A 23693-nucleotide genomic window follows, 5' to 3' on the forward strand; every position below is an offset into this window, starting at 1 on the left:
ACTCAAACGATAAGCCAAACCCTTGCCGGTTTGGCTTATTATTATTGGGATATTACGTTTCTGAGGAGTGCACATGGACGTCATTCAACCTTGCATCAAAATTCAAGTTCACACCAAATACATCGAAGAACAGTCCAATCCTGAGCTACAACGCTACGTTTTCGCCTATATCATCACCATCAAAAACCTTAGCCAACAAACCGTGCAGTTAGTGAGCCGTCGCTGGTTAATCACAGACTCGAATGGCAAGCAAATGACGGTTGAAGGTGACGGTGTGGTGGGTCAACAACCTTTTATTCCAAGCAATGATGAATACACGTACAGTAGCGGAACCGCGTTAGAAACCCCTGTCGGCGTTATGCAAGGGCACTACAAAATGCTGGATGAAAAAGGACAGGAGTTCATCACCGAAATTGAACCATTTCGTCTTGCTGTTCCAAATGTTTTAAATTAGTAAATTGGAGATTCAGTGGCTACTTATATTGTTGGTGATATTCAAGGCTGTTTTGATGAATTGCAGCGACTACTAGAACAAGTCTCTTTCTCTGCGAAAAAAGACCAACTTTGGCTCGCTGGTGATTTGGTCGCCAGAGGGCCTAAATCACTAGAAACTTTACGCTTTGTGAAGTCACTTGGCACAAGCGCAACAGTGGTGCTTGGTAATCACGACCTTCACCTGCTCGCCGTTGCTCACGGGATAAAAAAGGTCAAAGACAAAGATAAAACCGCGCCTATTTTCACAGCACCCGACAAAGAAGATCTATTAGCATGGCTAGCTCAGCAACCTCTTATGGCTGAGCATGACGAGTTCGTGATGTGTCACGCTGGTATATCACCGCAGTGGAATCTAAAAACCGCAAGAAAATGTGCCCGCGAAGTTGAACGCATCATCCAAAGTGAAGAGCTGCCTTGGCTCTTAAAAAACATGTACAGTAATCAACCTGATTCCTGGGATGACTCTCTACAGGGTTTGGACCGATACCGTTATATTATCAATGCTTTTACGCGGATGCGCTTTTGTTTCCCCGATGGTCGTTTGGATATGGATTGTAAACTACCACCACAACAAGTTTCCGGTAACGAACTTATTCCATGGTTTGATGTACCTCAGCGCGTTCACCTCAATAAAACGGTGTTATTTGGTCACTGGGCTGCACTACAAGGCCATGTAGACGAAGAGATCATCGGTCTGGATACTGGCTGTGTTTGGGGCGGAAGCCTGACCATGATCCGTTGGGAAGATAAGCAAGTCTTCACTCAAGAAGCACTCAGTTAACGGCTCTGATTGCCGGACTAGAAAACAAAAAGCACCGCATTTGCGGTGCTTTTCTTATTCGGCTCAATTTGATTATTTTTCTAAAATCGTAAAACGCATGTTATAAGCGTTTTTCTCATCAGCTTGATATTCTCTAGTGTACGTTTCTTGGAATTCATCATCCCATTGAGGAAATTGAGTATCTCCCTCAACATCAGCATCAATAAAAGTTAGATACAACTTATCAGCTTTATCAAGAAATGCTTCATAGATACTACCACCGCCGATAATCATAACCTCATCATGACCTTTGGCAGCTTCTAGCGCCTCTAAAGTAGAGCTTACTACTATTACGTCTTCTGCTGCATAAGATGGGTCTCTGGTAATGACTATATTGAGCCTATTTGGTAGAGCTTTACCAATTGACTCAAAAGTCTTACGCCCCATGACCACAGGCTTACCTAGTGTATGTTCTTTGAACCAAGCAAAGTCTGCAGGAAGGTGCCAAGGCATTGAGTTATTGTTACCGATGATCATTGGCTTTTCTTTATCAATAGCACCGTTATGTGCCATTGCCGCAATCATGCTAATCATAGAAATACTTTACCTTGAAGAAATTTGAGCGCAAATTATACCTAAATAACACTTTAGAACAAACGATCGCCTAAACAATTGGTCTTCTTCGATAAAAAAGTAACCCTGGAACTGCCAAGCCAACCGCTAAGCCTGCAATAATAAACATGGCCTTAAGAAAGTTCTCCATACAAGTTGCAACGAGCTCAGGTGAATAACCAATATGGTTGATCTCAACCATGGCTATCATTGCTTTGTAAGCAAACACGCCAGGTACCATCGGGATCAAAGCTGCCACTGTGAACACTTTTGGGTGCGCGAGAAAGCGGCGAGACCAGTACACACCAATCATCCCAACTAGCGTCGCGGCAAAAAAGGTCGCCCATTCAATGGGAATACCAAACTGCATCATCAAATAACGGCTGCCGTGTCCAATCGCGCCGCCAACAGCGCAATACACTAAAGCTCTTTGTGGCACGTTAAAAACCAGTGCAAATCCAACTGCGGGAATCGCAGCGAAAAACATGTCATTCAGCAGGCCAAGCATCAAATCAAACAAACTCATCAGATTGCCCACCCCCAAATTCCAGTAACGCTCATCGCAGCAACGATGCCCAAACACGTCGCCAACGTCAGTAAGCTGGCCATCACAAACCGGGCAATACCCATGTTAATGTGCCCTTTCAGCATGTCTGCCACCGAGTTAATCAACGGGAAACCCGGTACGAGCATTAATACCGACGATGCCATTGCAACGGTGGGCAGATTGCCGATTTGGTAGATTTCCGCTTGCGCAGAAATTAAGGTCGTGACAAAGGCGGTCGCTGCAAAGTTCAGTAAAGGATTAAAGTGACGATGACCAATTTCTTGGCGAACGATCATGCCACCAGCTGATGCTAAAAAGGTCATAACAAATACCCCCAAATCACCACCTGCCAGATGACTGAATGCCGCACATGACAAGCCAATCATAAACACCACCAGCCAGCGGTTATAACGCTCTGGACTGATGGCGTTCAGCTTTTTCTGCGCCATGGTTGCATCGAGCAGCCCACGCTCCATCATGATGCAGATACGTTGAATTTGCGTAATAACGCGCATATTAATGCCACGATCGGCACAACTTCGGGTAGTGGTGATGCAGTGTCCATCCATTACCGTCGTTACAACCAATGCATTGGCTGATAGCGCAACCGCAACTTCATTAACCCCACAAGCAAGGCCAATACGGCGCATAATATCGCTCACCAGAGTACTTTCAGCACCATGAGCTAGTAGCATTTGCCCGGCTTGGGCAACAAGGCGAGAAATAGATCGTTGAGTGGATACCGCCAACTCTCCAGACAGTATGGTTTCTAGAGTCATAAATCAGTCTAATTCCTTTTAGGGTGTTGCTCATTCATACGCGAGAGGTCCAAACTAGCCCTCAAAAATCACGACGTATCGGCTATTGTGCCGTAAATCACACCATCTAAATATGATTTAGATACAAAAAAAGCCGCAATAAATAATTGCGGCTTAATGAATTATTGGCAAACAGGCATTGTTTGACAGTTCTGATTAGTCACGAACGTAGACAACGTGACCGTCATCTTCTTCATCGTCCCAGTCATCCCAATCGTCGTCGTCATCTTCAGTGATAACGTCTTTACCCGCCATCGCATCTTTATGGTAGTCATCCCACATGAAGTTAACTTTATCTTCTTCAGCCACTTCTTCCTCTTCGCGAGGTAGGTTATCCATAAAGTCAGCCAATTTGTAACAAAGCTCTTTAGTACCGTTACGGTTGATCGCCGAGATCTTAAAGTACTCGTCTTCCCAGCCTAGTGCGTCTAAGATTTCTTGGATCTTCTCATTCGCTTCTTCTTCAGGCATTAAATCAACTTTGTTGAACACTAACCAGCGTGGCTTGCTTGCCAGTTTTTCACTGTATTGCTCTAGCTCATCAATGATCGTCAGTGCATTTTGCACCGGATCAGACTGATCAATTGGCATAATATCGATCATGTGCAGCAACACTCGGCAACGCTCTAAGTGCTTCAAGAATCGAATACCAAGACCAGCGCCATCTGCTGCACCTTCGATAAGACCTGGAATGTCTGCAACAACAAAGCTTTTCTCTGGTACGACACTCACTACGCCCAAGCTTGGGATCAACGTCGTGAATGGGTAATCTGCGACTTTTGGTTTTGCTGCTGAGACTGCGCGGATAAAGGTTGATTTACCTGCATTAGGTAGACCAAGCATACCAACGTCCGCAAGGAGCAATAGCTCAAGGCGAATTTCACGTACTTCACCTTTTGTGCCTAATGTTCTTTGACGAGGCGCGCGGTTTACTGAAGATTTGAAACGCGTGTTACCTAGACCGTGCCAACCGCCTTTTGCGATCATCACTTTCTTACCGTGTTCAGCAACTTCTGCCACGATTTCATTTGTGTGGATATCCACTGCGCGCGTACCTACAGGTACACGAAGAACAATGTCTTTACCACGTTTACCAGTACAGTTACCGCCGCGGCCATTCTCACCACGCTCCGCTTCGTAGAAGCGCTGGAAACGATAATCAATCAGAGTGTTAAGGTTTTCATCGGCTTGGATATAAACATCACCACCGTCGCCACCATCACCGCCATCAGGGCCACCTTTAGTGATGAATTTTTCACGCCAGAAACTCACAACGCCGCTACCGCCGTCGCCAGCCTGAACTTTTACTACCGCTTCATCTACGAACTTCATCTTTTACTCCGACTACTTCGTGCGTGGATTAAATCTACTTTGTCATCTGACAATTTTAGCAGATGACAGATCTAAGCTCCCAGTCCACAAATAAGGTGGAAACGAGAAACTTCGATATGTCGACTGCCATAAATAAAAAACCCCGCCGATTCGGCAGGGCTTTTGAATTCAGCTTAAAGCTATTAAGTAACTTGGTAAAAACCTAATTACTCAGCTTCGATGCTTACAAACTTACGGTTCTTAGGACCTTTCACTTCGAACTTCACTTTACCTTCAGTAAGAGCGAATAGAGTGTGGTCTTTACCGATACCTACGTTGTTACCAGCGTGGAACTTAGTACCACGTTGACGAACGATGATGTTACCTGCAAGTACAGATTCACCACCGAAACGCTTAACACCTAGACGTTTGCTTTCTGAATCGCGGCCGTTACGAGTAGAACCACCAGCTTTTTTGTGTGCCATTGTTAAACTCTCCTAATAGATTAAGCGTTGATACCAGTGATCTTCACTTCAGTGAACCACTGACGGTGACCCTGTTGCTTACGAGAGTGCTTACGACGACGGAACTTAACGATTTTAACTTTATCGCCACGACCGTGTTGTACAACTTCAGCAACAATTTTGCCGCCCTCTACAAGAGGAGCACCAACTTTGATGTCTTCGCCGTTAGCAACAAGAAGAACTTTATCAAATTCTACAGTTGCACCAGTTTCAACGTCTAATTTCTCTAAACGAAGAGTTTGACCTTCGCTTACACGGTGTTGTTTACCACCAGATTGGAAAACAGCGTACATATTTTACTCCGCTTTTTCCGCACAGCCTTTCTTGAGGGTGTGCGCTAAACTAATCATCAATAGGGCGCAGATTCTACAGAATAGATGCTCCTATGACAAGCCATATTTTGAAAAAATTGGCGAAAAGCTAATCGCCAAAGAAAAGTGCGGCAATCATGCCCTTTAGTAATGTATTAATCAACGTTTTTTAGTGTATTATTCGACAATTATATAAATCGAATAAGCCTTGCAGGGTCTAACTTCAGCCGGATATACGATGGATTTTAAAACTATCCAAGCGCTTACTGCCGATGACATGGCAAAAGTGAATGAAACAATTCAAGCCCAACTTAATTCTGATGTCTCTTTAATCAACCAGCTCGGTTTTTATATCGTGAGTGGTGGAGGCAAACGTCTGAGACCGCTTTTAGCGATACTGTCAGCCCGCGCACTTGGTTACCAAGGCAACGGTCATACCATGGCAGCTGCGTTTATTGAGTTCATCCATACAGCGACTTTGCTGCATGATGACGTGGTCGACGAATCAGACATGCGCCGCGGTAAAGCAACTGCGAATGCTGCATTTGGCAATGCTGCTAGCGTGTTAGTTGGGGACTTTATCTATACTCGCTCATTCCAAATGATGACGGAGCTAGGATCCATGAAGATCCTTAAGCTAATGAGCAATGCCGTAAACGTGATCGCCGAAGGTGAAGTTCAGCAGTTGATGAACTGTAACGATCCTGACACGACAGAAGAAAGCTACATGCAAGTCATCTACTCTAAGACGGCACGCTTATTTGAGTCTGCAACTCAAATTGGCGCAATCTTAAACGATGCTCCTGAGCATGTTGAAATCGCAATGCAAAATTACGGTAAGTATTTGGGTACTGCGTTTCAGCTTATTGATGACGTCATGGATTACACCTCTGATGGCGAAGACATGGGTAAAAATGTGGGGGATGATTTGGCTGAAGGCAAGCCAACTTTACCTCTACTTCACGCTATGCGTAATACCACGCCAGACAATGCCCTCATGATTCGCGAAGCAATTGAGAAGGCCAATGGCATGGATCGCTTAGAAGAAATTCTCGCGGTGATGAAAGAGGCCGGATCTCTGGAATACACGACGCAAAAAGCACTAGAAGAAGCAGACAAAGCAATCGAAGAACTATCAGTATTGCCGGAATCTGAATACAAGCAAGCGCTTATTACTCTGGCTCATGTCGCGGTACAACGCACGAAGTAATCATAGCAACCCATAACGCAAGACTTAAAACAAAAAGGAAGAGCAAGCTCTTCCTTTTTTGTATCTGATACCTAATGCCGTGATAGGCGCTAGTAATATCTGTCACTACCGCCATGCAGTTGTGGGTCATCTTCTATTTCATCAAAGCTAACCGCAATCTGCTGATCAGAGCCTTGTTTCGACAACAGTACCGTCTCTGCTTCACGGTCGACCACCAATATCGTACCTACGCCCTGCTGGCACTCAACAACCATGCCTTTACGGATTCGACTTGCTTCCATCATCTTCTCCTTCACCACGTTGTTTTGATCAAGTAATTTTACGAAGCAGAGAAGCCAAAGATCAAAAAAGCCGATCATTTTGATCGGCTTTCTTCTTATTCGAGCTTTCTAGATTACTTTGCGAATTCAACACCAATGTTGATGTCGCCATTTAGTGTTTCTAGCATACCGTCTAGTGCAGACTTTTCGTAGTCGCTGAGTTTGCCGTAGCTTAGTACTTCTTCTACGCCTTCTTTACCCAGTTTCACAGGCTGTGCGAAGTAAGTCGCATGTTCACCGTCGCCTTCAACGTATGCACATTCAACTACGCCTTCTTCTCCTTGAAGAGCACGAACTAGAGACAGACCAAAGCGACATGCAGCTTGGCCCATTGATAGTGTTGCACTACCACCACCCGCTTTCGCTTCTACAACTTCAGTACCTGCGTTTTGAATACGTTTCGTTAATGCTTCTACTTCTTCAGCTGTAAACTCAACGCCTTCCACTTGAGACAGTAGAGGTAAGATCGTTACGCCAGAGTGGCCACCGATAACAGGTACGCGAATGTCACCTGGATCTTTGTCTTTTAGCTCTGCAACGAATGTTTCTGAACGGATAACATCCAGTGTTGTTACACCGAACAAGCGACGCTTATCGTAAACACCCGCTTTTTTAAGTACTTCAGCGGCAATTGGCACTGTTGTATTTACCGGGTTTGTGATGATACCAACACAAGCTTTCGGACAAACAACCGCAATCTTCTCCGCTAGCGACTTAACGATACCAGCATTTACATTGAATAGATCCGCGCGATCCATACCAGGCTTACGAGCAACACCTGCAGAAATCAGCACAACATCCGCACCTTCTAGTGCTGGAGTAGGATCTTCACCCGCGTAACCTTTGATAGAAACTGGCGTCGGGATGTGGCTAAGATCAGCAGCCACACCAGGAGTTACTGGAGCAATATCGTATAGGGCTAAATCAGAACCAGCAGGAAGACGGTTCTTAAGTAGAAGGGCCAGGGCTTGACCGATGCCACCAGCGGCACCAATAACGGCTACTTTCATGTAGTTCTCCTTGAGAGTATTTCTCTTATAAACGTATTCGTAGGGTAGTTTGTAACCAACTTAAATAAAGCTATCGGAATCACAACTTGATTACAATCAATTAACGCTAGCTTTGCGACCTCGCGCAACTCGCTGTTACCGTGCTACAAATGGGGCTTGGATTATTCTTTTATTCTGTTGAAATGACAAGGAATTCAAGAAAACAAAAACAGCCCTACTTCATATAGTTAAAGAATTCCATGTGGTATATAGTTTACAGTGACGTAACTAACATAATACTGGGACTCTTTGGCACCGCATGAATATATATGCGAGAATATGCAAAATTGCTGACCCGTAATAAGAGATTCGTAATGACTATGCGCAATTCAGAAAAACAAGACAACTTAGTCCGCGCCTTTAAAGCCCTATTAAAAGAAGAGAGCTTTGGCTCACAGGGTGAGATTGTTGATGCACTCAAACAACAAGGATTTGAAAGCATTAACCAATCGAAAGTATCACGCATGCTGACTAAATTTGGCGCCGTCCGCACACGCAATGCAAAAATGGAAATGGTTTACTGCCTTCCTGCTGAGCTAGGCGTACCGACTGTAAGCAGCTCTTTGCGTGAACTGGTGCTAGACATTGACCATAACGCGGCATTAGTTGTTATCCATACTGGCCCTGGTGCTGCGCAGTTGATTGCTCGCTTGCTTGACTCACTGGGTAAATCCGAAGGTATTCTTGGTGTTGTTGCAGGTGATGACACTATCTTTATCACTCCAACGATGGCGATTACGACTGAACAGTTGTTCAAATCAGTGTGTGAACTGTTCGAATACACTGGCTAAGTTCTTTCACATTTAGATCAGCTAACTCTTTGTGGGCTATAAAAGAAATCTCATTTTGTAGCCCATGATTTATGTAAATTTTTTGCTTATCCAGACCATTATTTAACCACCTATTTTGTGATTAACATCACGCAATTGATCTTTTTCACTTCGTTCACTTAATACTTATTAAGTGTTTGTTATAAAAAGAATTAAATCACAAATCTAACACTATCCTCCTGCACAAGATTCAGACTTATCAACTATAACATTTAACAATTGGATAATTTTCTGCCAATTTTTTGTTATGATTCGCTCGCTTTTTCAAACGATTGGATTGGAAAAGATGCCGTTTCCAAATAGGAAACTCCAGAAGTGATTTATGGTTATTTCCGGGTAAATAATGAATATAAGGAAGGGAAATTCATGGCATTTAACAAACTTCTCAAAGTAGGCGCTATCGCTGCAGCAGTAATGGGTGCAGGCGCAGTTAACGCTCAAGAGTTTATTACTATCGGTACTGGCTCTGTTACAGGTGTTTACTACCCTACTGGTGGTGCTATCTGTAAATTGGTCAATAAAGGTCGTAAAGAACACAACATTCGTTGTTCAGTAGAATCGACTGGCGGCTCTATTTACAACGTTAACACTATCCGTGCTGGCGAGTTAGATTTTGGTATCGTGCAATCGGATTGGCAGTACCACGGCTACAACGGTACGAGTAAGTTTGCGGAACAAGGCCCGTACAAAAAGCTACGTGCAATGTTCTCTCTTCATACAGAACCTTTCAACATCATTGCTCGTGCAGATTCAGGTATCGAAAACGTTGAAGACCTAAAAGGTAAGCGCGTAAACATCGGTAACCCTGGCTCTGGTGACCGTGCAACCATGGGCGTTGTTATGGAAGCGATGGGCTGGACAAACGACAGCTTCAAATTGGCTTCTGAGCTAAAGGGCTCTGAGCGTTCTCAAGCACTTTGTGACAACAAAATTGACGCATTCATTTACATGGTGGGTCACCCGAACGGTTCAATCAAAGAAGCAACAACATCATGTGATGCTAAGCTAGTTTCTGCAACTGGCCCGAAAATCGATAAGATTGTTGCTGATAACCCATACTACGCCTTTAGCTCAGTGCCGGCTGGCATGTATCGTGGCACAGACAAAGACGTAAACAGCTTTGGTGTTGCGGCAACGATGGTTACAACAGCAGACGTTTCAGACGATGTCGCTTACAACGTTGCAAAAGCCGTGTTTGAAAACTTCGATACGTTCAAACGTCTACACCCTGCGTTTGCAAACCTGAAAAAAGAAGACATGGTGAAAGCGGGTCTATCTATCCCTCTTCACCCAGGTGCAGAAAAATACTACAAAGAAGTGGGTCTACTTAAGTAACTTCCTCAGACTCCAAACTCACAGGCAGGAAAAGATGGTTTTCTGCCTGTTTGAGCATGCAGGTTGTAGCACGTGCTAACTGCATGCTTCATTCGCCAGTTTTCTTCCGAAAATTGCGAGTTCATACCCAAGAAAAACTTAAACGCCGCCTAGCAGAGTCTCCAAAATTCAACACTTTGAGTTCAGGCAGCAAAATACTCGAAAGCAAACTTCGCTCCATTCGCTACACTGATAAAGGCGAAGTGTGGTTATAGATAAAAATCCGACAGGACCATCAATAATAAGGAAAAAGTACATGGCGACGAATCAAGCTCCGTCACAAGATGTGCAAGAAATGGTGGCTCAGGCAGACACAGGTGCACGTAGCCCCTCGGGAATGCAAGGACGAATCCTTTGGTTTGTTCCTCTGTGTTGGTCACTATTTCAATTATGGTACGCATCTCCGCTACCATTTATTTTTAATTTCGGCGTACTGAACGACACGGAAGCGCGATCAATCCACCTCACTTTCGCGATCTTCTTGGCTTTCACTGCTTATCCAGCGATGAAAAATTCCCCTCGCGATCATATCCCTCTTGTCGATTGGATATTGGCGCTAGCAGGTAGTTTTTCTGCGGCATATATTTACCTTTTTTATACCGAGCTAGCTGGACGTTCCGGTGCACCAACAACGGTAGATATCGTCGTTGCTGTCATCGGTATGGTTCTCCTTTTAGAAGCAACACGCCGAGCGCTCGGTCCACCACTGATGGTGGTTGCTGCTGTCTTCCTTACTTACACCTTTGCAGGCCCTTACATGCCCGATGTCATCGCGCATAAAGGAGCGAGCTTAAACAAGGCCATGTCTCACTTATGGCTAACAACGGAAGGTGTATTCGGTGTCGCATTAGGCGTTTCAACCTCTTTTGTGTTCTTGTTTGTATTGTTTGGCGCCATGCTGGAACGTGCTGGCGCAGGTGCTTACTTCATTAAAGTCGCCTTTTCTTTACTGGGTCATATGAAAGGTGGTCCTGCAAAAGCGGCCGTTGTTGCATCTGGTTTATCCGGGCTTGTTTCTGGCTCTTCAATCGCAAACGTGGTAACCACTGGTACCTTTACCATTCCATTGATGAAACGTGTCGGTTTTCCGGGCACCAAAGCGGGAGCCGTTGAGGTTGCCGCCTCAACCAATGGTCAGTTAACACCACCAATCATGGGCGCAGCGGCATTCTTGATGGTGGAATATGTCGGTATCTCCTACGTTGAGGTGATTAAGGCTGCCCTACTTCCGGCACTTATCTCTTACATCGCTTTGATTTACATCGTTCACCTTGAGGCGTGTAAAGCGGGTATGACAGGTCTTCCTCGTCGCCACAACCCAACGTTAGTACAAAGTTTGCTTTCCTTTACTGGCACAATCTTAGGACTGTGTGTGATCAGCGCATTGGTTTACTACGGAGTGGGTTGGACGAAAGATGTCTTTGGTGATGCCGCGACGCCAATTGTTACGGTTGCCCTGTTAATTGCGTACGTTGGCTTGGTGAAGATCTCAGCAAATCACGTGCAAGATGGCGCAATTGAGATTGATGCAGAGTTAACAGAAGTACCTGATCCTGGCCCAACGGTTAAATCTGGTTTGCACTATCTACTGCCTATCGTTGTATTGGTTTGGTGTCTGACTGTAGAGCGCTTCTCGCCAGGTCTTTCAGCATTCTGGGCAACGGTGTTCATGATTTTCATTTTGCTGACTCAGCGTCCATTGATTGCTCTGTTATCAAAGCAAGGTGACATGATGCAGCAAACCAAAGATGGCTTCGTCGATCTGGCTGAGAGCTTAGTTGCTGGCGCTCGTAACATGATTGGTATCGGCGTTGCAACGGCAGCGGCAGGTACCGTGGTTGGTGTTGTCACGCTGACGGGTATCGGCCTAGTGATGACCGACTTCGTCGAGTTTATCTCTGGCGGTAGCATCATTCTTATGCTGCTGTTTACTGCAATAATCAGCTTGGTTCTTGGGATGGGTCTACCGACAACGGCGAACTACATCGTCGTCTCTACGTTGATGGCACCGGTTATTGTCACGCTAGGTGCGGCACATGGCTTGATCATCCCACTCATTGCGGTGCACTTGTTCGTGTTCTACTTTGGTATTTTGGCCGACGACACCCCACCCGTAGGTCTTGCGGCATTTGCGGCGGCTGCGATTGCTAAATCAGACCCAATTCGTACAGGTATCCAAGGCTTTACTTACGATATTCGAACCGCCATTTTGCCATTCATGTTTGTGTTCAATACCCAGCTACTGTTGATGGGGATAGACTCTTGGTGGCATTTAGCACTCACTGTCATCTCATCGATCATTGCGATGCTGATCTTCTCCGCCGCAACACAAGGATGGTGGTTCACGCGTAACAAGTGGTGGGAAACCGTTCTATTATTAGTACTGACATTTTCGTTTTTCCGTCCTGGTTTTTGGTGGGACATGCTGTATCCAGCGAAAGTTCTTTCTCCTGGCGTTGAGGTAGCTCAAATCACGGAAACGCTAAGTGTAGGAGAATCATTGGAGCTACGTGTTGCCGGCGAAAACCTTGAGGGCGACTACATCGAGAAAACGGTTCGTCTTCCATTCGAAGACAGTGCGACAACAGCGGAAGCACGTATTTCGTCTATGGGTCTGATGCTGACCGAAAGCGACAACAAAATGATTGTCGATATGGTCGAGTTTGGTAGCCCGGCAGAGTCTGCAGGTATCGACTTTGATTGGGAGATCAAGTGGGTTATCCAAGATGCAGAACGTCCGATGAAAGAATGGGTATTTGTGCCATGCTTAATGATTTTGCTGGTGCTTGCCATGAACCAAAAACGTCGTGCTCGTAAGGAACAATTGAGCGCATAACCGATTTGGCCCCGAGGAAGGGGCCTTAGTGAGAGACATTGAATGTACAAACAAATTCTTGTTCCGGTTGATCTAAATGACCAAGGCTTTTCAGACCGAGCGGTTGAACTAGCGGTTTGGCAGGCAAAGCAAGCGAATGCACAAATCCACCTTCTAACAGTATTACCTGGTATTCACATGTCGATGGTTGCTACATACTTCCCAAAAGATGCAGCAGCCAAAATGAAGCAAGACGTGAAGCAGCAATTAAAAGCTTTCGCCAATAAGCATATTGCTGAAGATGTTGTGTACCAAGTGCATGTTGCTGAGGGCAAAGCCTACGCGACGATTCTTGATTATGCAGAGCGCTTGGGCGCTGATCTCATCATTATGCCAAGTCACAAGCGTTCTAAAATCAATAAAGTAATGCTTGGCTCTGTCGCAAGTAAGGTCGTGGAATATTCTCCAATCAATGTGATGGTCGTGAAACCGCAAGGTTAAACAACTAAAGAAACGAAAAAGGACGCTAACATTAGCGTCCTTTTTATATTGAACAAGTAAGGATTATGCCATTACTGGGTAATCGGTATAACCTTCTGCTCCACCTAAATAAAAGTGCTCAGGTTTTGCCTCATTAAGAGGTGCATTTTTCTTAAATCGCTCAACTAAATCAGGGTTGGCGATAAATGGAACGCCAAATGCGACCACATCAACTTGATTTTCTGCAATTGCCGTTGTCGCTTCTTGTGCACTGTAGCCCACGTTCGCCATTAAGTGACCTTGATAGTTTTCGCGTGCTGGCTTGAGAACATCTGCTTTTTGTACGCCCTTTAGATCCGCACGCATCACGTGCCAATAAGCAAGATCGAAAGCATTAAGTTGCTTAGCTAAGTAACGAACCAAGCCAACCGGATCGCTGTCTTTCATATCATTAAATCCATTTAATGGTGATGTGCGCAGCCCTACTCTTCCAGATCCCCATACCTCGATCACTTCTTTAACTATCTCAAGTAAGAAACGAGCACGATTTTCGACCGAGCCACCGTACTCATCAGTACGTAAATTCGATCCATCACGAAGAAAGTTATCGATAAGATAACCATTGGCGCAATGTATCTCCACACCATCAAAGCCTGCTCTCTTGGCGTTTTCCGCACCTTGCTTAAACGCTGCCACAATGGAAGCTATCTCATCCACTTCGAGTGCTCGTGGTACCGTATATGCTTGCTTACCTGAAGGGGTATGGACTAACTCATCACGAATGGCTAGTGCGCTCGCTGCAACAGGCGTTTTCCCGTCATTCAGTTCAGGATGACAAGCGCGTCCCGCATGCCAAATTTGCAAGACGATCTTACCGCCTCTTTCATGAACCGCATCCGTTACCTTTTTCCAAGCTGCAATTTGTTCTTCGTTATAAATGCCCGGTTCTGCCATAAAAGCAGACGTTCCTTCCATCACCATGGTGCATTCAGCAATGATAAGTCCAGCACTCGCGCGTTGAGCATAGTACTCAACCATAAGGTCATTCGGGATATGATCTGCGCTGGCACGAGCGCGCGTTAAAGGGGCCATAATGGCACGGTTATCTAATGCTAATTGACCGAGTTCGATAGGAGAAAATAAGTCTACAGAGTTGGACATGTTGTTTACCTCAAATGACAATAACTTGATGGCTAAGGATGAAGAGCCAGACTATAATCAGATCAATATTGAAACAATATGGATAATTGAAAGTGATTGTTCGAAATTTAGAAACAATTGACTTTAGGACGCTCTCTATCTTTGTCACAAGCTGTCGACTACTGAGCTTAACCAAGTGCGCGCTGGAGTTAAACCTACCAAAATCTACTGTTAGTAAAGCCATAACCAGACTCGAACAACACTTTGAAGCCAAGCTCCTAGAGCGCACGACCCGAAAGTTGGTGATTACCGAAGCTGGTCAAATGGTTTTAGAGCGTGCTGCAAGCTTAGTTGAGGAATTTCACTCGATTGGTCAAGACGTTCAGGAAATGGAACAGCAGATCCAAGGTCGGCTTCGCATTGCTGCGCCACCAGCCTTGGACGCGTATATGGCTGAGCACATCTTTTTACCATTTTTAAAACAATGGCCAAAAGTACAAATTGCGTTAGAAGCATCGAACGATTTTGTTGATCTGTTTTCACACGGTTTTGATATGGCAATTCGAGTCGGCCAGATCGTCGATGATCGACTGATTGCTAAAAAATTGGGCTACACCACCCGAGTATTGGCCGCCAGTCCTGAGTATTTAGCTGAGTGTGGCGTACCTAAAACGCCAGAAGATCTGACAACACACAACTGTTTGAGATATCAGTATGTTTCAGAGATAGGCCCTTGGACGTTGATTTCGCAGGACAGCACGGTCAACGTCTCGGTAAGCAGTAACTTCTCTAGCACCACCGTAGAAGCGGTATTAAAAGGCGCGCTCAAAGGATTGGGAATCGCTAACTTACCTATGCAAAACATGACGCAAGAGCTGGAAAATGGCTCCTTAGTCAGAGTTTTACCTCAATGGCACACGGTACCAATGCCCATTTATTTAGTCTATCGTCCTGGCGCAAACCGAACGCGACGAGTACAAGCGATGATTGACCATATCATGAGCCTAAGATCTCAGTTTGAATTTGGTCCTCGACATGGTTTGTGTTGCGGTGAAGCATAATCCCGCCACCATTGAGCATTAGCGTGCGGCTCGGATAAATGCCGCAAGCTTCTCACTAGCATGCTGTTCACTCAATGCAGACATACTATCCGCCGCTTCCACTTTGCCATCAGCCACAAACACAAAGTGGCTGGCAATGGCTTTGGCATCGCTTAAATGGTGCGTGACCATCAATACGGTTATTCCCCGCTCTGCCGCCAGTTTTTTTACCAAGCTCAGCATCTCTTCACGTAAAACCGGATCAAGCGCCGAGAAAGGCTCATCCAACAGCCACATGGGATGAGGCTGAACAAAACAACGTGCTAAGGCAACACGTTGACGCTGCCCACCAGAAAGGTGCTCAGGCAAACGGTCGAGGTACTCTGCAACGCCAACTTGCTGCGCAGCTTGTTCAACCTGACGTTTTTGGTCTACCGTGAGCTTTAGCCCTGGGTGTAAACCTAAGCCAATGTTGTCACGCACCGACAAGTGAGAAAACAAGTTATGCTCTTGGAACAGCATGGAGAAAGGACGCTGATAGGGCTCTTTGTGCACAATCGACTCACGATCAACCCGAATGTCACCTTGGTCAGGATGGATAAACCCAGCCACCAACGCCAGCAACGTCGATTTTCCAGCCCCACTTGGTCCCATCAGCGACACAATCTGACCTTGCTCAATCGTTAAGTCAAAACGAAACAGCTCACGTTGGTAGGTGTACTGCACATCATCCAACACTAACATTACGCTCTCTCCTTCGTTTTCAATACTTTCTCAATCAAGGCAAAACAGCCCACACTCAACAACAACAAGGTCACCGATACCACCGCAGCCGCGTCCATCTGATAGCTGCCAAGTAACTGGAACAAATACAGAGGCAAAGTGCGGAACTCTTGCCCGCCAAACAACGCGATAGCACTTAAATCGCCAATCGCAAACATAAAGCTGATCGCAAACGCATGTGCGAATGGCTTGCGCAGCGCCTGCCACTCCACCACTTTAAAGCGTTGCCAGCCACGCATGCCTAAGCTGGCACACAGATACTGGTATTGCTGCTCGATGTGCAGTATTGGCTGTGCCAGCGTTTTGATCACGTAAGGCAAAGCCATCAAACCATTTACCAAAATCACAACAAAAAACGCCAAGCTAAAAACATCGGTAAATGATCGCAACAGCAAGAATAATCCGGTGCTAATCACCAAACCCGGCGTCACCAAAATAATGGTGCCGATTAGCTCAATCTGATCGGCTCGCGTATTTTTGTACTGCAATCGCCAACGGCGACTGGTCAACAATATAGACACGCCCGCAGCGACCGCAAGCGCACTGGCTAACCCTGCCACTTTGAGTGAGTTAGATAACGCAGACCAAAAACGTTCATCGGTTAAAACCGTCCAAACTTGTTGGTTGATGCCACTCAGTAACACCATCAATAACGGTGGTATCACCAGTAAAAAGGCACCTATGATCCAAAAGCTATCCCAAGCTTTTGACCACCCATGATCCTTCGTTAAATATTGCTGTACCGATGTGCTGCCAGCACTGATAGAAACAGGCTTTGTTAACTTCTGCACTCCAATGGCAAGCAGTCCACATAACAGCATCTGCCACAGCGCCAATAACGCCCCAGCTTGTAAATCAAAATCAAACTTAATCGCTTGGTAAATGGCCAATTCAATGGTGGTAGATTTTGGCCCGCCCCCCAATGCCATTACAGTGGCGAAACTGGTGAAGCACAGCATAAATACCAAACCACAAACGTGGGGAAGTTGCTGTCTTAAACGCGGCCATTCCACCCAACGAAACTTATTCCAATGGTTCATACCTAAATGCGCACACAGCTTATGTTGCTCGGCAGGAATAGATTCTAATGCTTGCAACAGCAAGCGCGCCGCGTAAGGTAAATTAAAGAACACATGGGCGAGTAAAATGCCGTTCAAACCGTAAATAGAAAATGGCAGTTTGCTATCGAAACTCTGTAGCCACTGCGCTAACAAACCGCTGTTGCCATAAATCGCTAACAGCCCGAAAACACCAACCAAAACAGGCAAAACTAGCGTCGATGCAAACAGCTTAAGCAGTAATGACTTACCCCAAAATTGGCGACGTGAAAGCGCGTGCGCAACTGGAATGGCAAAGCCAACACTGAGCAATGTGGAAAGAAAAGCTTGGTAGAAGCTGAACTTGGTGACATGTTGATAATACGGGTCGTCCCATACCACAGACACATCAAGTGAAGGGGCTTGAACAATCAAAGCACCTAGGGCAGAAACAACAAAGGTCGCGATGATCATCGCGACCCCTAAACCTATTTTTGGAACAGAATTCAAAGGTAAAACCTATCTCATTCAGATGAGGGGTGGAACGTCAGCTAAAACGTCAGTGCGCTTTGCCATTCGCGAATCCAAGACTTACGCATTTTTGCCACTTCATCAGCACTAAAGCTCAACGACTTGTTTGGAACGCTCAAGGTTTCAAAACCTTCAGGTAACTCAACGTCAGTAACAGGGTACATCCAGTTACCCGTTGGCATCGCTGACTGGAACTCATCACTTAAAATGAAATTCATAAATTGATCAGCAAGTTCTGAATTTTTTGCCCCTTTCACTTTAGCGGCGACTTCAACTTGCATGTAGTGACCTTCAGCAAAATTCGCCGTCGCAAACTTTGAATCGTTTTCCGCAATTAAGTGGTACGCAGGTGACGTAGTGTAAGAAAGCACTAAGTCCGACTCGCCGTTAAGGAACATGGAATACGCTTCTGACCAACCTTTCGTGACCGTTACGGTTTTGCTCGCTAGCTTCTGCCACGCTTGCGTCACATCGTCTCCATAGATGGATTTCATCCACAGCATCAAGCCTTGGCCCGGCGTTGACGTACGCGGATCTTGATAAATCACTTTCAAATCATCGCGCGTTTCCACCAGCTCTTTCATGCTTTTCGGCGGATTAGCCAGTTTCTCTGTGTTGTACACAAATGCGAAGTAGCCGTAATCGTACGGTACAAACGTCGTGTCGCTCCAACCATTTGGTAACACTGTGTTGGCCGTATCCACATTGTGCTCGGTAAGCAGACCGGTTTTCTTTGCTTCTGCCATCAGGTTGTTATCCAGACCTAACACGATGTCGGCTTTGCTATTACCGCCTTCAAGACGAAGACGATTCAGGATCGACACACCATCGTCCAACGCCACGAAGTTAACGTCACAGCCACATTTTGCTTCAAAAGCTTGCTCGATTTTAGGACCCGGCCCCCAATCTGCGGCAAAAGAATCGTAGGTATAAATAGTTAATGGGTTTTCAGCAGCAAACGCTGAAGTAGAGGTAATTGCAGCTAAGGCAATCAGACTTGAAGTGGTTTTCACTGCTCGCTCTCCATGAGTATTTCAGAGAAATAAGTTGAGCGGCACAGGGTTGAGGCGGCTATTAAGGACTTCCAATATCCAGACTCAATTCCTACGCCAGCATTATCTGGTTCAGGTAATACGGGTCCCTAGTTAAGAACTTAGGTCTCAGCGCCCAAATGCATTGATTGACTCAATGCTAAATGGGTTTGCTCCCCGATGAGTTGGATGGATTGTAAAGGTATTTGAGTGGTTACACAATCAGCTCACGAACGCTGGTCATAACCCCAACGAGGCACTAAACCTTGCTCAATACCTAAGTGGTCGAGAATTCTCGCCACCATAAAATCCACTAAGTCTTCAATGCTCTTCGGCTGATGATAGAAGCCCGGAGCCGCTGGCATGATGGTCACGCCCATTTGCGACAGTTTGTGCATGTTCTCCAGATGCAGCGTTGAGAATGGTGTTTCGCGAACCACGAGCAACAGCTGCCCGCGCTCTTTCATTACTACATCAGCGGCCCGTTCGATCAAGTTGTCCGACATACCGTGTGCTATGGCCGCAACGCTTCCCGCAGAGCATGGGCAAACCACCATTTGTTTGGGCGCTGCAGAACCAGACGCAACCGGCGAGAACCAATCGTCTTTACCGCAAACGGTGATGTTATTTGGATCACAGTTGAGATGTTCCACCAGCGCTTGCTTTGCGGCTTCTGGGCCACTTGGCAACTTAAGATTGTGTTCGGTTGCCATCACGACACGAGCCGCCGAAGAGATCAGAACGTAGACATGATAATCCGCCGCGACCAAACATTCTAAAAGGCGCAGACCATAAGGTGCACCAGATGCTCCAGTTAACGCTAAAGTGATGGCTTTTTCTGCTTGCTGCTGTTTGTTTTGCATAAAATCAGGCTTTTTGTTTAAGTTGCTCGAGGATCTTGCCGTGAATACCGCCAAAGCCACCATTACTCATCACGAGGATTTGGTCACCTGGCTGCGCACGTTCAACGATTTTCGCTACAAAGTTATCGATGTCAGCGTCAACAAAAGCAGGTTGCTGACATTGTTCCGCGATATCTTGCACCGACCATTCGATGTTGTCTGGTTGGAATAAGAACACTTCATCTGCGCTGTGTAGCGAATCCGCGAGTGTGTTTTTGTGCACGCCGCGCTTCATAGTGGCAGAACGAGGTTCCAACACGGCAAGAATGCGTTTTTCGCCTACCTTGTTACGCAAACCACCGACGGTGAGTTCAATTGCCGTTGGGTGATGCGCAAAATCATCGTAAACCGTCACACCTTGCTCTTCACCTTTTAACTCAAGACGGCGCTTGGTGTTAATGAAACGGCCCAGAGCCTGACACGCAAGCTCCGGCGTTACGCCAACGTGTCGCGCCGCGGCAATCGCCATCAGTGCATTATCAACGTTATGATCACCCACCAAATCCCATTCGACGGTACCGACCTTCTCGCCTTGCAGAGCAACTTCAAATTTTGAGCCATCGACCACTAATTTGTGCGCTTGCCAGTCGCCATCAACACCTGAAAACTGCTTTTCTGTCCAGCAACCACGCTCTAATACATCCGCCAAAGCTTGGTCTTGCTTCGGAGCTAAGATTAAGCCATTGCCGGGAACCGTTCGCACTAAATGATGGAATTGGCGCTTGATCGCCTCTAGATCATCGAAGATGTCAGCATGATCAAACTCAAGGTTGTTCATGATTAAGGTTCGAGGATGGTAGTGCACAAACTTAGAACGCTTATCGAAAAAAGCACTGTCATATTCGTCCGCTTCAACGACAAAAAACATGCTTTCGCCCAAACGAGCAGAGACTCCAAAGTTACCAAGAACTCCACCAACTAGGAAACCAGGTTGATAACCGCAGTCTTCGAGTATCCAAGCCAGCATGCTCGACGTGGTCGTTTTACCGTGTGTACCCGATACCGCCAATACCCAGCGATCGTGCAGCAAAAACTCGTTGAGCCACTGCGGACCAGAGGTGTAGCGCATGTTGGTATTGAGCACATGTTCAACACATGGGTTACCGCGGCTCATGGCATTACCGATCACCACAAGGTCTGGTTGAGGGTCGAGTTGAGACGGGTCGAAGCCTTCAATAATTTCAATACCTTGAGACTCAAGCAACGTGCTCATCGGTGGGTAAACGTTGGCATCAGAACCAGTGACTTTATGCCCTAATTGGCGCGCTAAAATCGCAGCGCCGCCCATAAATGTGCCACAGATACCCAAGATATGAATGTGCATAAACTAAACCTTGTAATGCGTTCTTTAATGCTTTCATTATCGCGATCACAACCAGAAAAGCGAGAGACTTTAGCCTTCTTCTTGCAGTCCCTTTCACAAATATGACAAGGTTGAACACAGACTGTACAACCTCTTGCTTACTGATGAATCCCTCAAACAAGTCTACAAATAAATTGAGATCTCAAACAGTTACTTCATTACCATTAAAAAGATCTGCGACTTAAACTTACATCCAGCGCAATCGTTTAACATCCATAAAGAGATGCTCACTTGCGCACTACCCCCAATGAAATGAAAATGTAAGGATTAACCATGTCAGGACTGCGCACCCTAGGCGAGTTCATTGTCGAAAAACAAGCGGATTTCCCCCACGCTAGCGGTGATCTATCATCCCTTTTAGCCTCCATTCGTTTAGCTGCAAAAATCGTTAACCGCGAAATCAACGCAGCGGGTCTCGGTGATATCACTGGTGCTGTAGGCACGGAAAATGTCCAAGGTGAAGACCAGCAAAAGCTCGATGTTTACGCGAACGATAAGTTCAAAGCCGCGCTTGAAGCTCGTGACCAAGTGTGTGGCGTTGCCAGTGAGGAAGAAGACGAAGCGGTTGCTTTCAACAAAGAGCTCAACCAAAACGCCAAATATGTGGTACTGATGGACCCACTTGATGGTTCTTCTAACATCGATGTGAACGTCTCTGTCGGTACTATCTTCTCTATTTATCGCCGTGTTTCACCTATTGGCACGCCAGCGACAGAAGAAGATTTCCTTCAGCCTGGTCATAAGCAAGTTGCCGCTGGTTACGTGATTTACGGTTCATCAACCATGTTGGTTTACACCACGGGTAACGGCGTAAACGGCTTTACTTACGACCCATCTATCGGCAGCTTCTGCCTTTCTCATGAAAACATGATGATTCCAGAAGAAGGCAAGATTTATTCGATCAACGAAGGTAACTACATTCGCTTCCCTCAAGGGGTGAAGAAGTACATCAAGTACTGCCAAGAGAATGTGCCAGAAGACGGTCGTCCATACACTTCGCGCTACATTGGCTCATTGGTTGCTGATTTCCACCGCAACTTACTGAAAGGTGGTATCTACCTTTACCCTAGTACGCAAAGCCATCCACAGGGCAAACTGCGTCTGCTTTATGAATGTAACCCAATGGCGTTCTTAATTGAGCAAGCGGGCGGTATTGCATCAGACGGCGTCAATCGCATCATGGATATCAAACCAACCGAATTGCACCAACGTGTGCCTTTCTTTGTTGGTTCTAAGAACATGGTTCGCAAAGTTGAAGAGTTCCTTGAACTGCACCGCGACGAAGAATAATTTCAGACCTTTGTCCAACGCGGCAGGTGTTTACCTGCCGCGTTTTTGTCGCTAAAGTGAAACGCGAATTTATCATCAGATGAAGCCGCTTCTGTGTGACTCATCGTTAATGAAAAGGAATATTCTAATGAGCTTAAACCATGTGCCAGCAGGCAAGTCGCTGCCTGAAGATATCTATGTCGTGATCGAAATTCCTGCAAATGCAGATCCAATCAAGTACGAAGTAGATAAAGACTCTGGTGCGGTATTTGTCGACCGTTTCATGTCTGCACCGATGTTCTACCCATGTAACTATGGCTACGTGAACAATACGCTGTCTCTTGATGGCGACCCAGTCGACGTACTGGTACCAACACCATACCCACTCATGCCAGGTTCAGTGATTCGCTGCCGTCCTGTTGGCGTTTTGAAGATGACGGATGAGTCAGGTGAAGACGCAAAAGTGTTTGCGGTTCCACACTCCAAAATCTCGAAAGAGTACGATCACATCCAAGATGTAAACGATATCCCAGAACTACTGAAAGCGCAGATCACGCAATTCTTTGAGCGTTACAAAGAGCTTGAAGCGGGCAAATGGGTGAAAGTGGATGGTTGGGCAGATGTTGCTGCCGCTAAAGCTGAGATCCTAGAATCTTACGAGCGCGCTCAGAAAAAATAAGCATCACGGCTGATACAAAATTAAAAAGAGCTGCTTTAGGGCAGCTCTTTTTAATTTTGTGTAAGTCAACTAGATAGGCGCGCCTGCAGAAGACATTCGGCCGGCGTCATAGTCATGCTGAAAGAAAGGGTCTAGGTCATCACAAATACCAAAATACGGACGCCCGATAACACCAAGCATATACGCGCTTTGTTCACAATACTCTTGCTTCCCTTGCTGATAACCCGTTTGATAGGCCATGATCAGTTCAGGCGTAGCATGATTAGTACTATCCAGTGCAGCGATACGATCTTCAGATAAAACTCTTAATCCATCTAAGGCAGACTGCTTACCAAACGCTTGCCAGTCGGTAGCATTACTCGAGGTCGGCAGGGTTGTTTGCGCGCATGCGGCAAGAATCAACGCCATTGATCCAATTACGAATACCTTCATCATGACTCCTTAGTGACCAGCTCGTCGCTA

The 23693-nt window shown here is 46.0% G+C and carries 25 protein-coding genes and 1 riboswitch; of the genes, 10 read left to right on the forward strand and 15 right to left on the reverse strand.

Going from position 1 to position 23693, the window contains the following annotated elements; all coding sequences use genetic code 11:
- The first annotated feature begins 73 nt into the window (after nucleotides 1-73).
- A complete protein-coding gene (gene apaG, locus FR741_RS13710; RefSeq protein ID WP_005379668.1) occupies nucleotides 74-454 on the forward strand; it encodes a Co2+/Mg2+ efflux protein ApaG in 381 nt (126 codons plus the stop codon).
- A 15-nt stretch (nucleotides 455-469) separates the two neighbouring features.
- Nucleotides 470-1276 carry a bis(5'-nucleosyl)-tetraphosphatase (symmetrical) ApaH gene (apaH, locus tag FR741_RS13715; RefSeq protein WP_167426957.1) on the forward strand — a complete coding sequence of 269 codons (807 nt, stop codon included), beginning with the start codon at nucleotides 470-472 and terminating at the stop codon, nucleotides 1274-1276.
- A 72-nt stretch (nucleotides 1277-1348) separates the two neighbouring features.
- Here apaH and folA read toward each other — a convergent pair whose 3' ends face one another.
- From folA to rplU, 6 genes are all read right to left on the reverse strand, one after another.
- Nucleotides 1349-1849: a type 3 dihydrofolate reductase gene (gene folA / locus FR741_RS13720; protein ID WP_167426958.1), complete on the reverse strand. Its 501-nt coding sequence runs from the start codon at nucleotides 1847-1849 to the stop codon at nucleotides 1349-1351.
- 70 nt (nucleotides 1850-1919) lie between these two features.
- Complete coding sequence (locus FR741_RS13725) at nucleotides 1920-2393, reverse strand: threonine/serine exporter family protein (RefSeq protein ID WP_005392295.1); 474 nt, start codon at nucleotides 2391-2393, stop codon at nucleotides 1920-1922.
- Complete coding sequence (locus FR741_RS13730; RefSeq protein ID WP_167426959.1) at nucleotides 2393-3193, reverse strand: threonine/serine exporter family protein; 801 nt, start codon at nucleotides 3191-3193, stop codon at nucleotides 2393-2395. Before FR741_RS13730 ends, FR741_RS13725 begins: the two co-directional genes overlap by 1 nt.
- A gap of 195 nt (nucleotides 3194-3388) precedes the next feature.
- Nucleotides 3389-4564, reverse strand: coding sequence for an Obg family GTPase CgtA (cgtA, locus tag FR741_RS13735; RefSeq protein WP_005383091.1), 1176 nt, complete (start codon nucleotides 4562-4564; stop codon nucleotides 3389-3391).
- A 206-nt stretch (nucleotides 4565-4770) separates the two neighbouring features.
- Nucleotides 4771-5028 carry a 50S ribosomal protein L27 gene (gene rpmA / locus FR741_RS13740; protein ID WP_005383095.1) on the reverse strand — a complete coding sequence of 86 codons (258 nt, stop codon included), beginning with the start codon at nucleotides 5026-5028 and terminating at the stop codon, nucleotides 4771-4773.
- A 20-nt stretch (nucleotides 5029-5048) separates the two neighbouring features.
- Nucleotides 5049-5360 carry a 50S ribosomal protein L21 gene (gene rplU, locus FR741_RS13745; protein WP_005383096.1) on the reverse strand — a complete coding sequence of 104 codons (312 nt, stop codon included), beginning with the start codon at nucleotides 5358-5360 and terminating at the stop codon, nucleotides 5049-5051.
- A gap of 256 nt (nucleotides 5361-5616) precedes the next feature.
- Here rplU and ispB point away from each other — a divergent pair, with 256 nt between their 5' ends.
- Nucleotides 5617-6588, forward strand: coding sequence for an octaprenyl diphosphate synthase (gene ispB / locus FR741_RS13750; protein WP_005392297.1), 972 nt, complete (start codon nucleotides 5617-5619; stop codon nucleotides 6586-6588).
- Between the two features lie 89 nt (nucleotides 6589-6677).
- On the opposite strand, the gene FR741_RS13755 is transcribed toward ispB, so the two are convergent.
- Both FR741_RS13755 and mdh read right to left on the reverse strand, forming a co-directional pair.
- A complete protein-coding gene (locus FR741_RS13755) occupies nucleotides 6678-6869 on the reverse strand; it encodes a hypothetical protein (protein ID WP_005392299.1) in 192 nt (63 codons plus the stop codon).
- A 113-nt stretch (nucleotides 6870-6982) separates the two neighbouring features.
- Entirely contained in the window at nucleotides 6983-7918 is a 936-nt protein-coding gene (gene mdh, locus FR741_RS13760; protein ID WP_005392300.1) for a malate dehydrogenase, read from the reverse strand.
- A gap of 359 nt (nucleotides 7919-8277) precedes the next feature.
- Between mdh and argR the strand changes: the two genes are divergently transcribed.
- From argR to FR741_RS13780, 4 genes are all read left to right on the forward strand, one after another.
- Nucleotides 8278-8748 carry a transcriptional regulator ArgR gene (gene argR / locus FR741_RS13765; protein ID WP_031780246.1) on the forward strand — a complete coding sequence of 157 codons (471 nt, stop codon included), beginning with the start codon at nucleotides 8278-8280 and terminating at the stop codon, nucleotides 8746-8748.
- Nucleotides 8749-9153: 405 nt separating this feature from the next.
- A complete protein-coding gene (locus tag FR741_RS13770; RefSeq protein WP_005392302.1) occupies nucleotides 9154-10122 on the forward strand; it encodes a TAXI family TRAP transporter solute-binding subunit in 969 nt (322 codons plus the stop codon).
- A gap of 295 nt (nucleotides 10123-10417) precedes the next feature.
- Nucleotides 10418-12997 carry a TRAP transporter permease gene (locus tag FR741_RS13775; protein ID WP_167426960.1) on the forward strand — a complete coding sequence of 860 codons (2580 nt, stop codon included), beginning with the start codon at nucleotides 10418-10420 and terminating at the stop codon, nucleotides 12995-12997.
- Between the two features lie 42 nt (nucleotides 12998-13039).
- Nucleotides 13040-13477, forward strand: a complete 438-nt coding sequence (locus tag FR741_RS13780) for a universal stress protein (protein ID WP_005392306.1) — start codon at nucleotides 13040-13042, stop codon at nucleotides 13475-13477.
- A gap of 63 nt (nucleotides 13478-13540) precedes the next feature.
- Here FR741_RS13780 and FR741_RS13785 read toward each other — a convergent pair whose 3' ends face one another.
- A complete protein-coding gene (locus tag FR741_RS13785) occupies nucleotides 13541-14617 on the reverse strand; it encodes an alkene reductase (protein WP_167426961.1) in 1077 nt (358 codons plus the stop codon).
- 92 nt (nucleotides 14618-14709) lie between these two features.
- Between FR741_RS13785 and FR741_RS13790 the strand changes: the two genes are divergently transcribed.
- On the forward strand, nucleotides 14710-15657 hold the full coding sequence (locus FR741_RS13790; RefSeq protein WP_167426962.1) for a LysR family transcriptional regulator: 948 nt from the start codon (nucleotides 14710-14712) through the stop codon (nucleotides 15655-15657).
- A gap of 18 nt (nucleotides 15658-15675) precedes the next feature.
- Here the strand turns inward: FR741_RS13790 and thiQ are convergent, their stop codons facing one another.
- The 5 genes from thiQ to mpl form a co-directional block, all read right to left on the reverse strand.
- Nucleotides 15676-16380, reverse strand: coding sequence for a thiamine ABC transporter ATP-binding protein (gene thiQ, locus FR741_RS13795; protein WP_006742961.1), 705 nt, complete (start codon nucleotides 16378-16380; stop codon nucleotides 15676-15678).
- Entirely contained in the window at nucleotides 16380-17966 is a 1587-nt protein-coding gene (thiP, locus tag FR741_RS13800; RefSeq protein ID WP_167426963.1) for a thiamine/thiamine pyrophosphate ABC transporter permease ThiP, read from the reverse strand. The genes thiQ and thiP overlap by 1 nt, the downstream gene beginning before the upstream one ends.
- A gap of 41 nt (nucleotides 17967-18007) precedes the next feature.
- The gene (thiB, locus tag FR741_RS13805) at nucleotides 18008-19000 is read right to left on the reverse strand and encodes a thiamine ABC transporter substrate binding subunit (protein ID WP_167426964.1); all 993 of its coding nucleotides are present in this window, start codon (nucleotides 18998-19000) and stop codon (nucleotides 18008-18010) included.
- A 71-nt stretch (nucleotides 19001-19071) separates the two neighbouring features.
- Nucleotides 19072-19208, reverse strand: a riboswitch (TPP riboswitch).
- Nucleotides 19209-19245: 37 nt separating this feature from the next.
- Complete coding sequence (locus FR741_RS13810) at nucleotides 19246-19881, reverse strand: flavin prenyltransferase UbiX (RefSeq protein ID WP_006742964.1); 636 nt, start codon at nucleotides 19879-19881, stop codon at nucleotides 19246-19248.
- Between the two features lie 4 nt (nucleotides 19882-19885).
- Nucleotides 19886-21244 carry a UDP-N-acetylmuramate:L-alanyl-gamma-D-glutamyl-meso-diaminopimelate ligase gene (mpl, locus tag FR741_RS13815; RefSeq protein WP_124007403.1) on the reverse strand — a complete coding sequence of 453 codons (1359 nt, stop codon included), beginning with the start codon at nucleotides 21242-21244 and terminating at the stop codon, nucleotides 19886-19888.
- A gap of 312 nt (nucleotides 21245-21556) precedes the next feature.
- Between mpl and fbp the strand changes: the two genes are divergently transcribed.
- Nucleotides 21557-22573, forward strand: coding sequence for a class 1 fructose-bisphosphatase (gene fbp, locus FR741_RS13820; protein ID WP_005392321.1), 1017 nt, complete (start codon nucleotides 21557-21559; stop codon nucleotides 22571-22573).
- Between the two features lie 127 nt (nucleotides 22574-22700).
- Nucleotides 22701-23231 (forward strand): inorganic diphosphatase, encoded by a 531-nt coding sequence (gene ppa, locus FR741_RS13825; protein ID WP_065644950.1) that lies wholly within the window; start codon nucleotides 22701-22703, stop codon nucleotides 23229-23231.
- 69 nt (nucleotides 23232-23300) lie between these two features.
- Here the strand turns inward: ppa and FR741_RS13830 are convergent, their stop codons facing one another.
- On the reverse strand, nucleotides 23301-23663 hold the full coding sequence (locus tag FR741_RS13830) for a DUF2799 domain-containing protein (RefSeq protein ID WP_167427117.1): 363 nt from the start codon (nucleotides 23661-23663) through the stop codon (nucleotides 23301-23303).
- Nucleotides 23664-23693 lie beyond the last annotated feature (30 nt).

Origin of the sequence: Vibrio diabolicus (assembly GCF_011801455.1) — a bacterium.
Lineage (GTDB): Bacteria > Pseudomonadota > Gammaproteobacteria > Enterobacterales > Vibrionaceae > Vibrio > Vibrio diabolicus.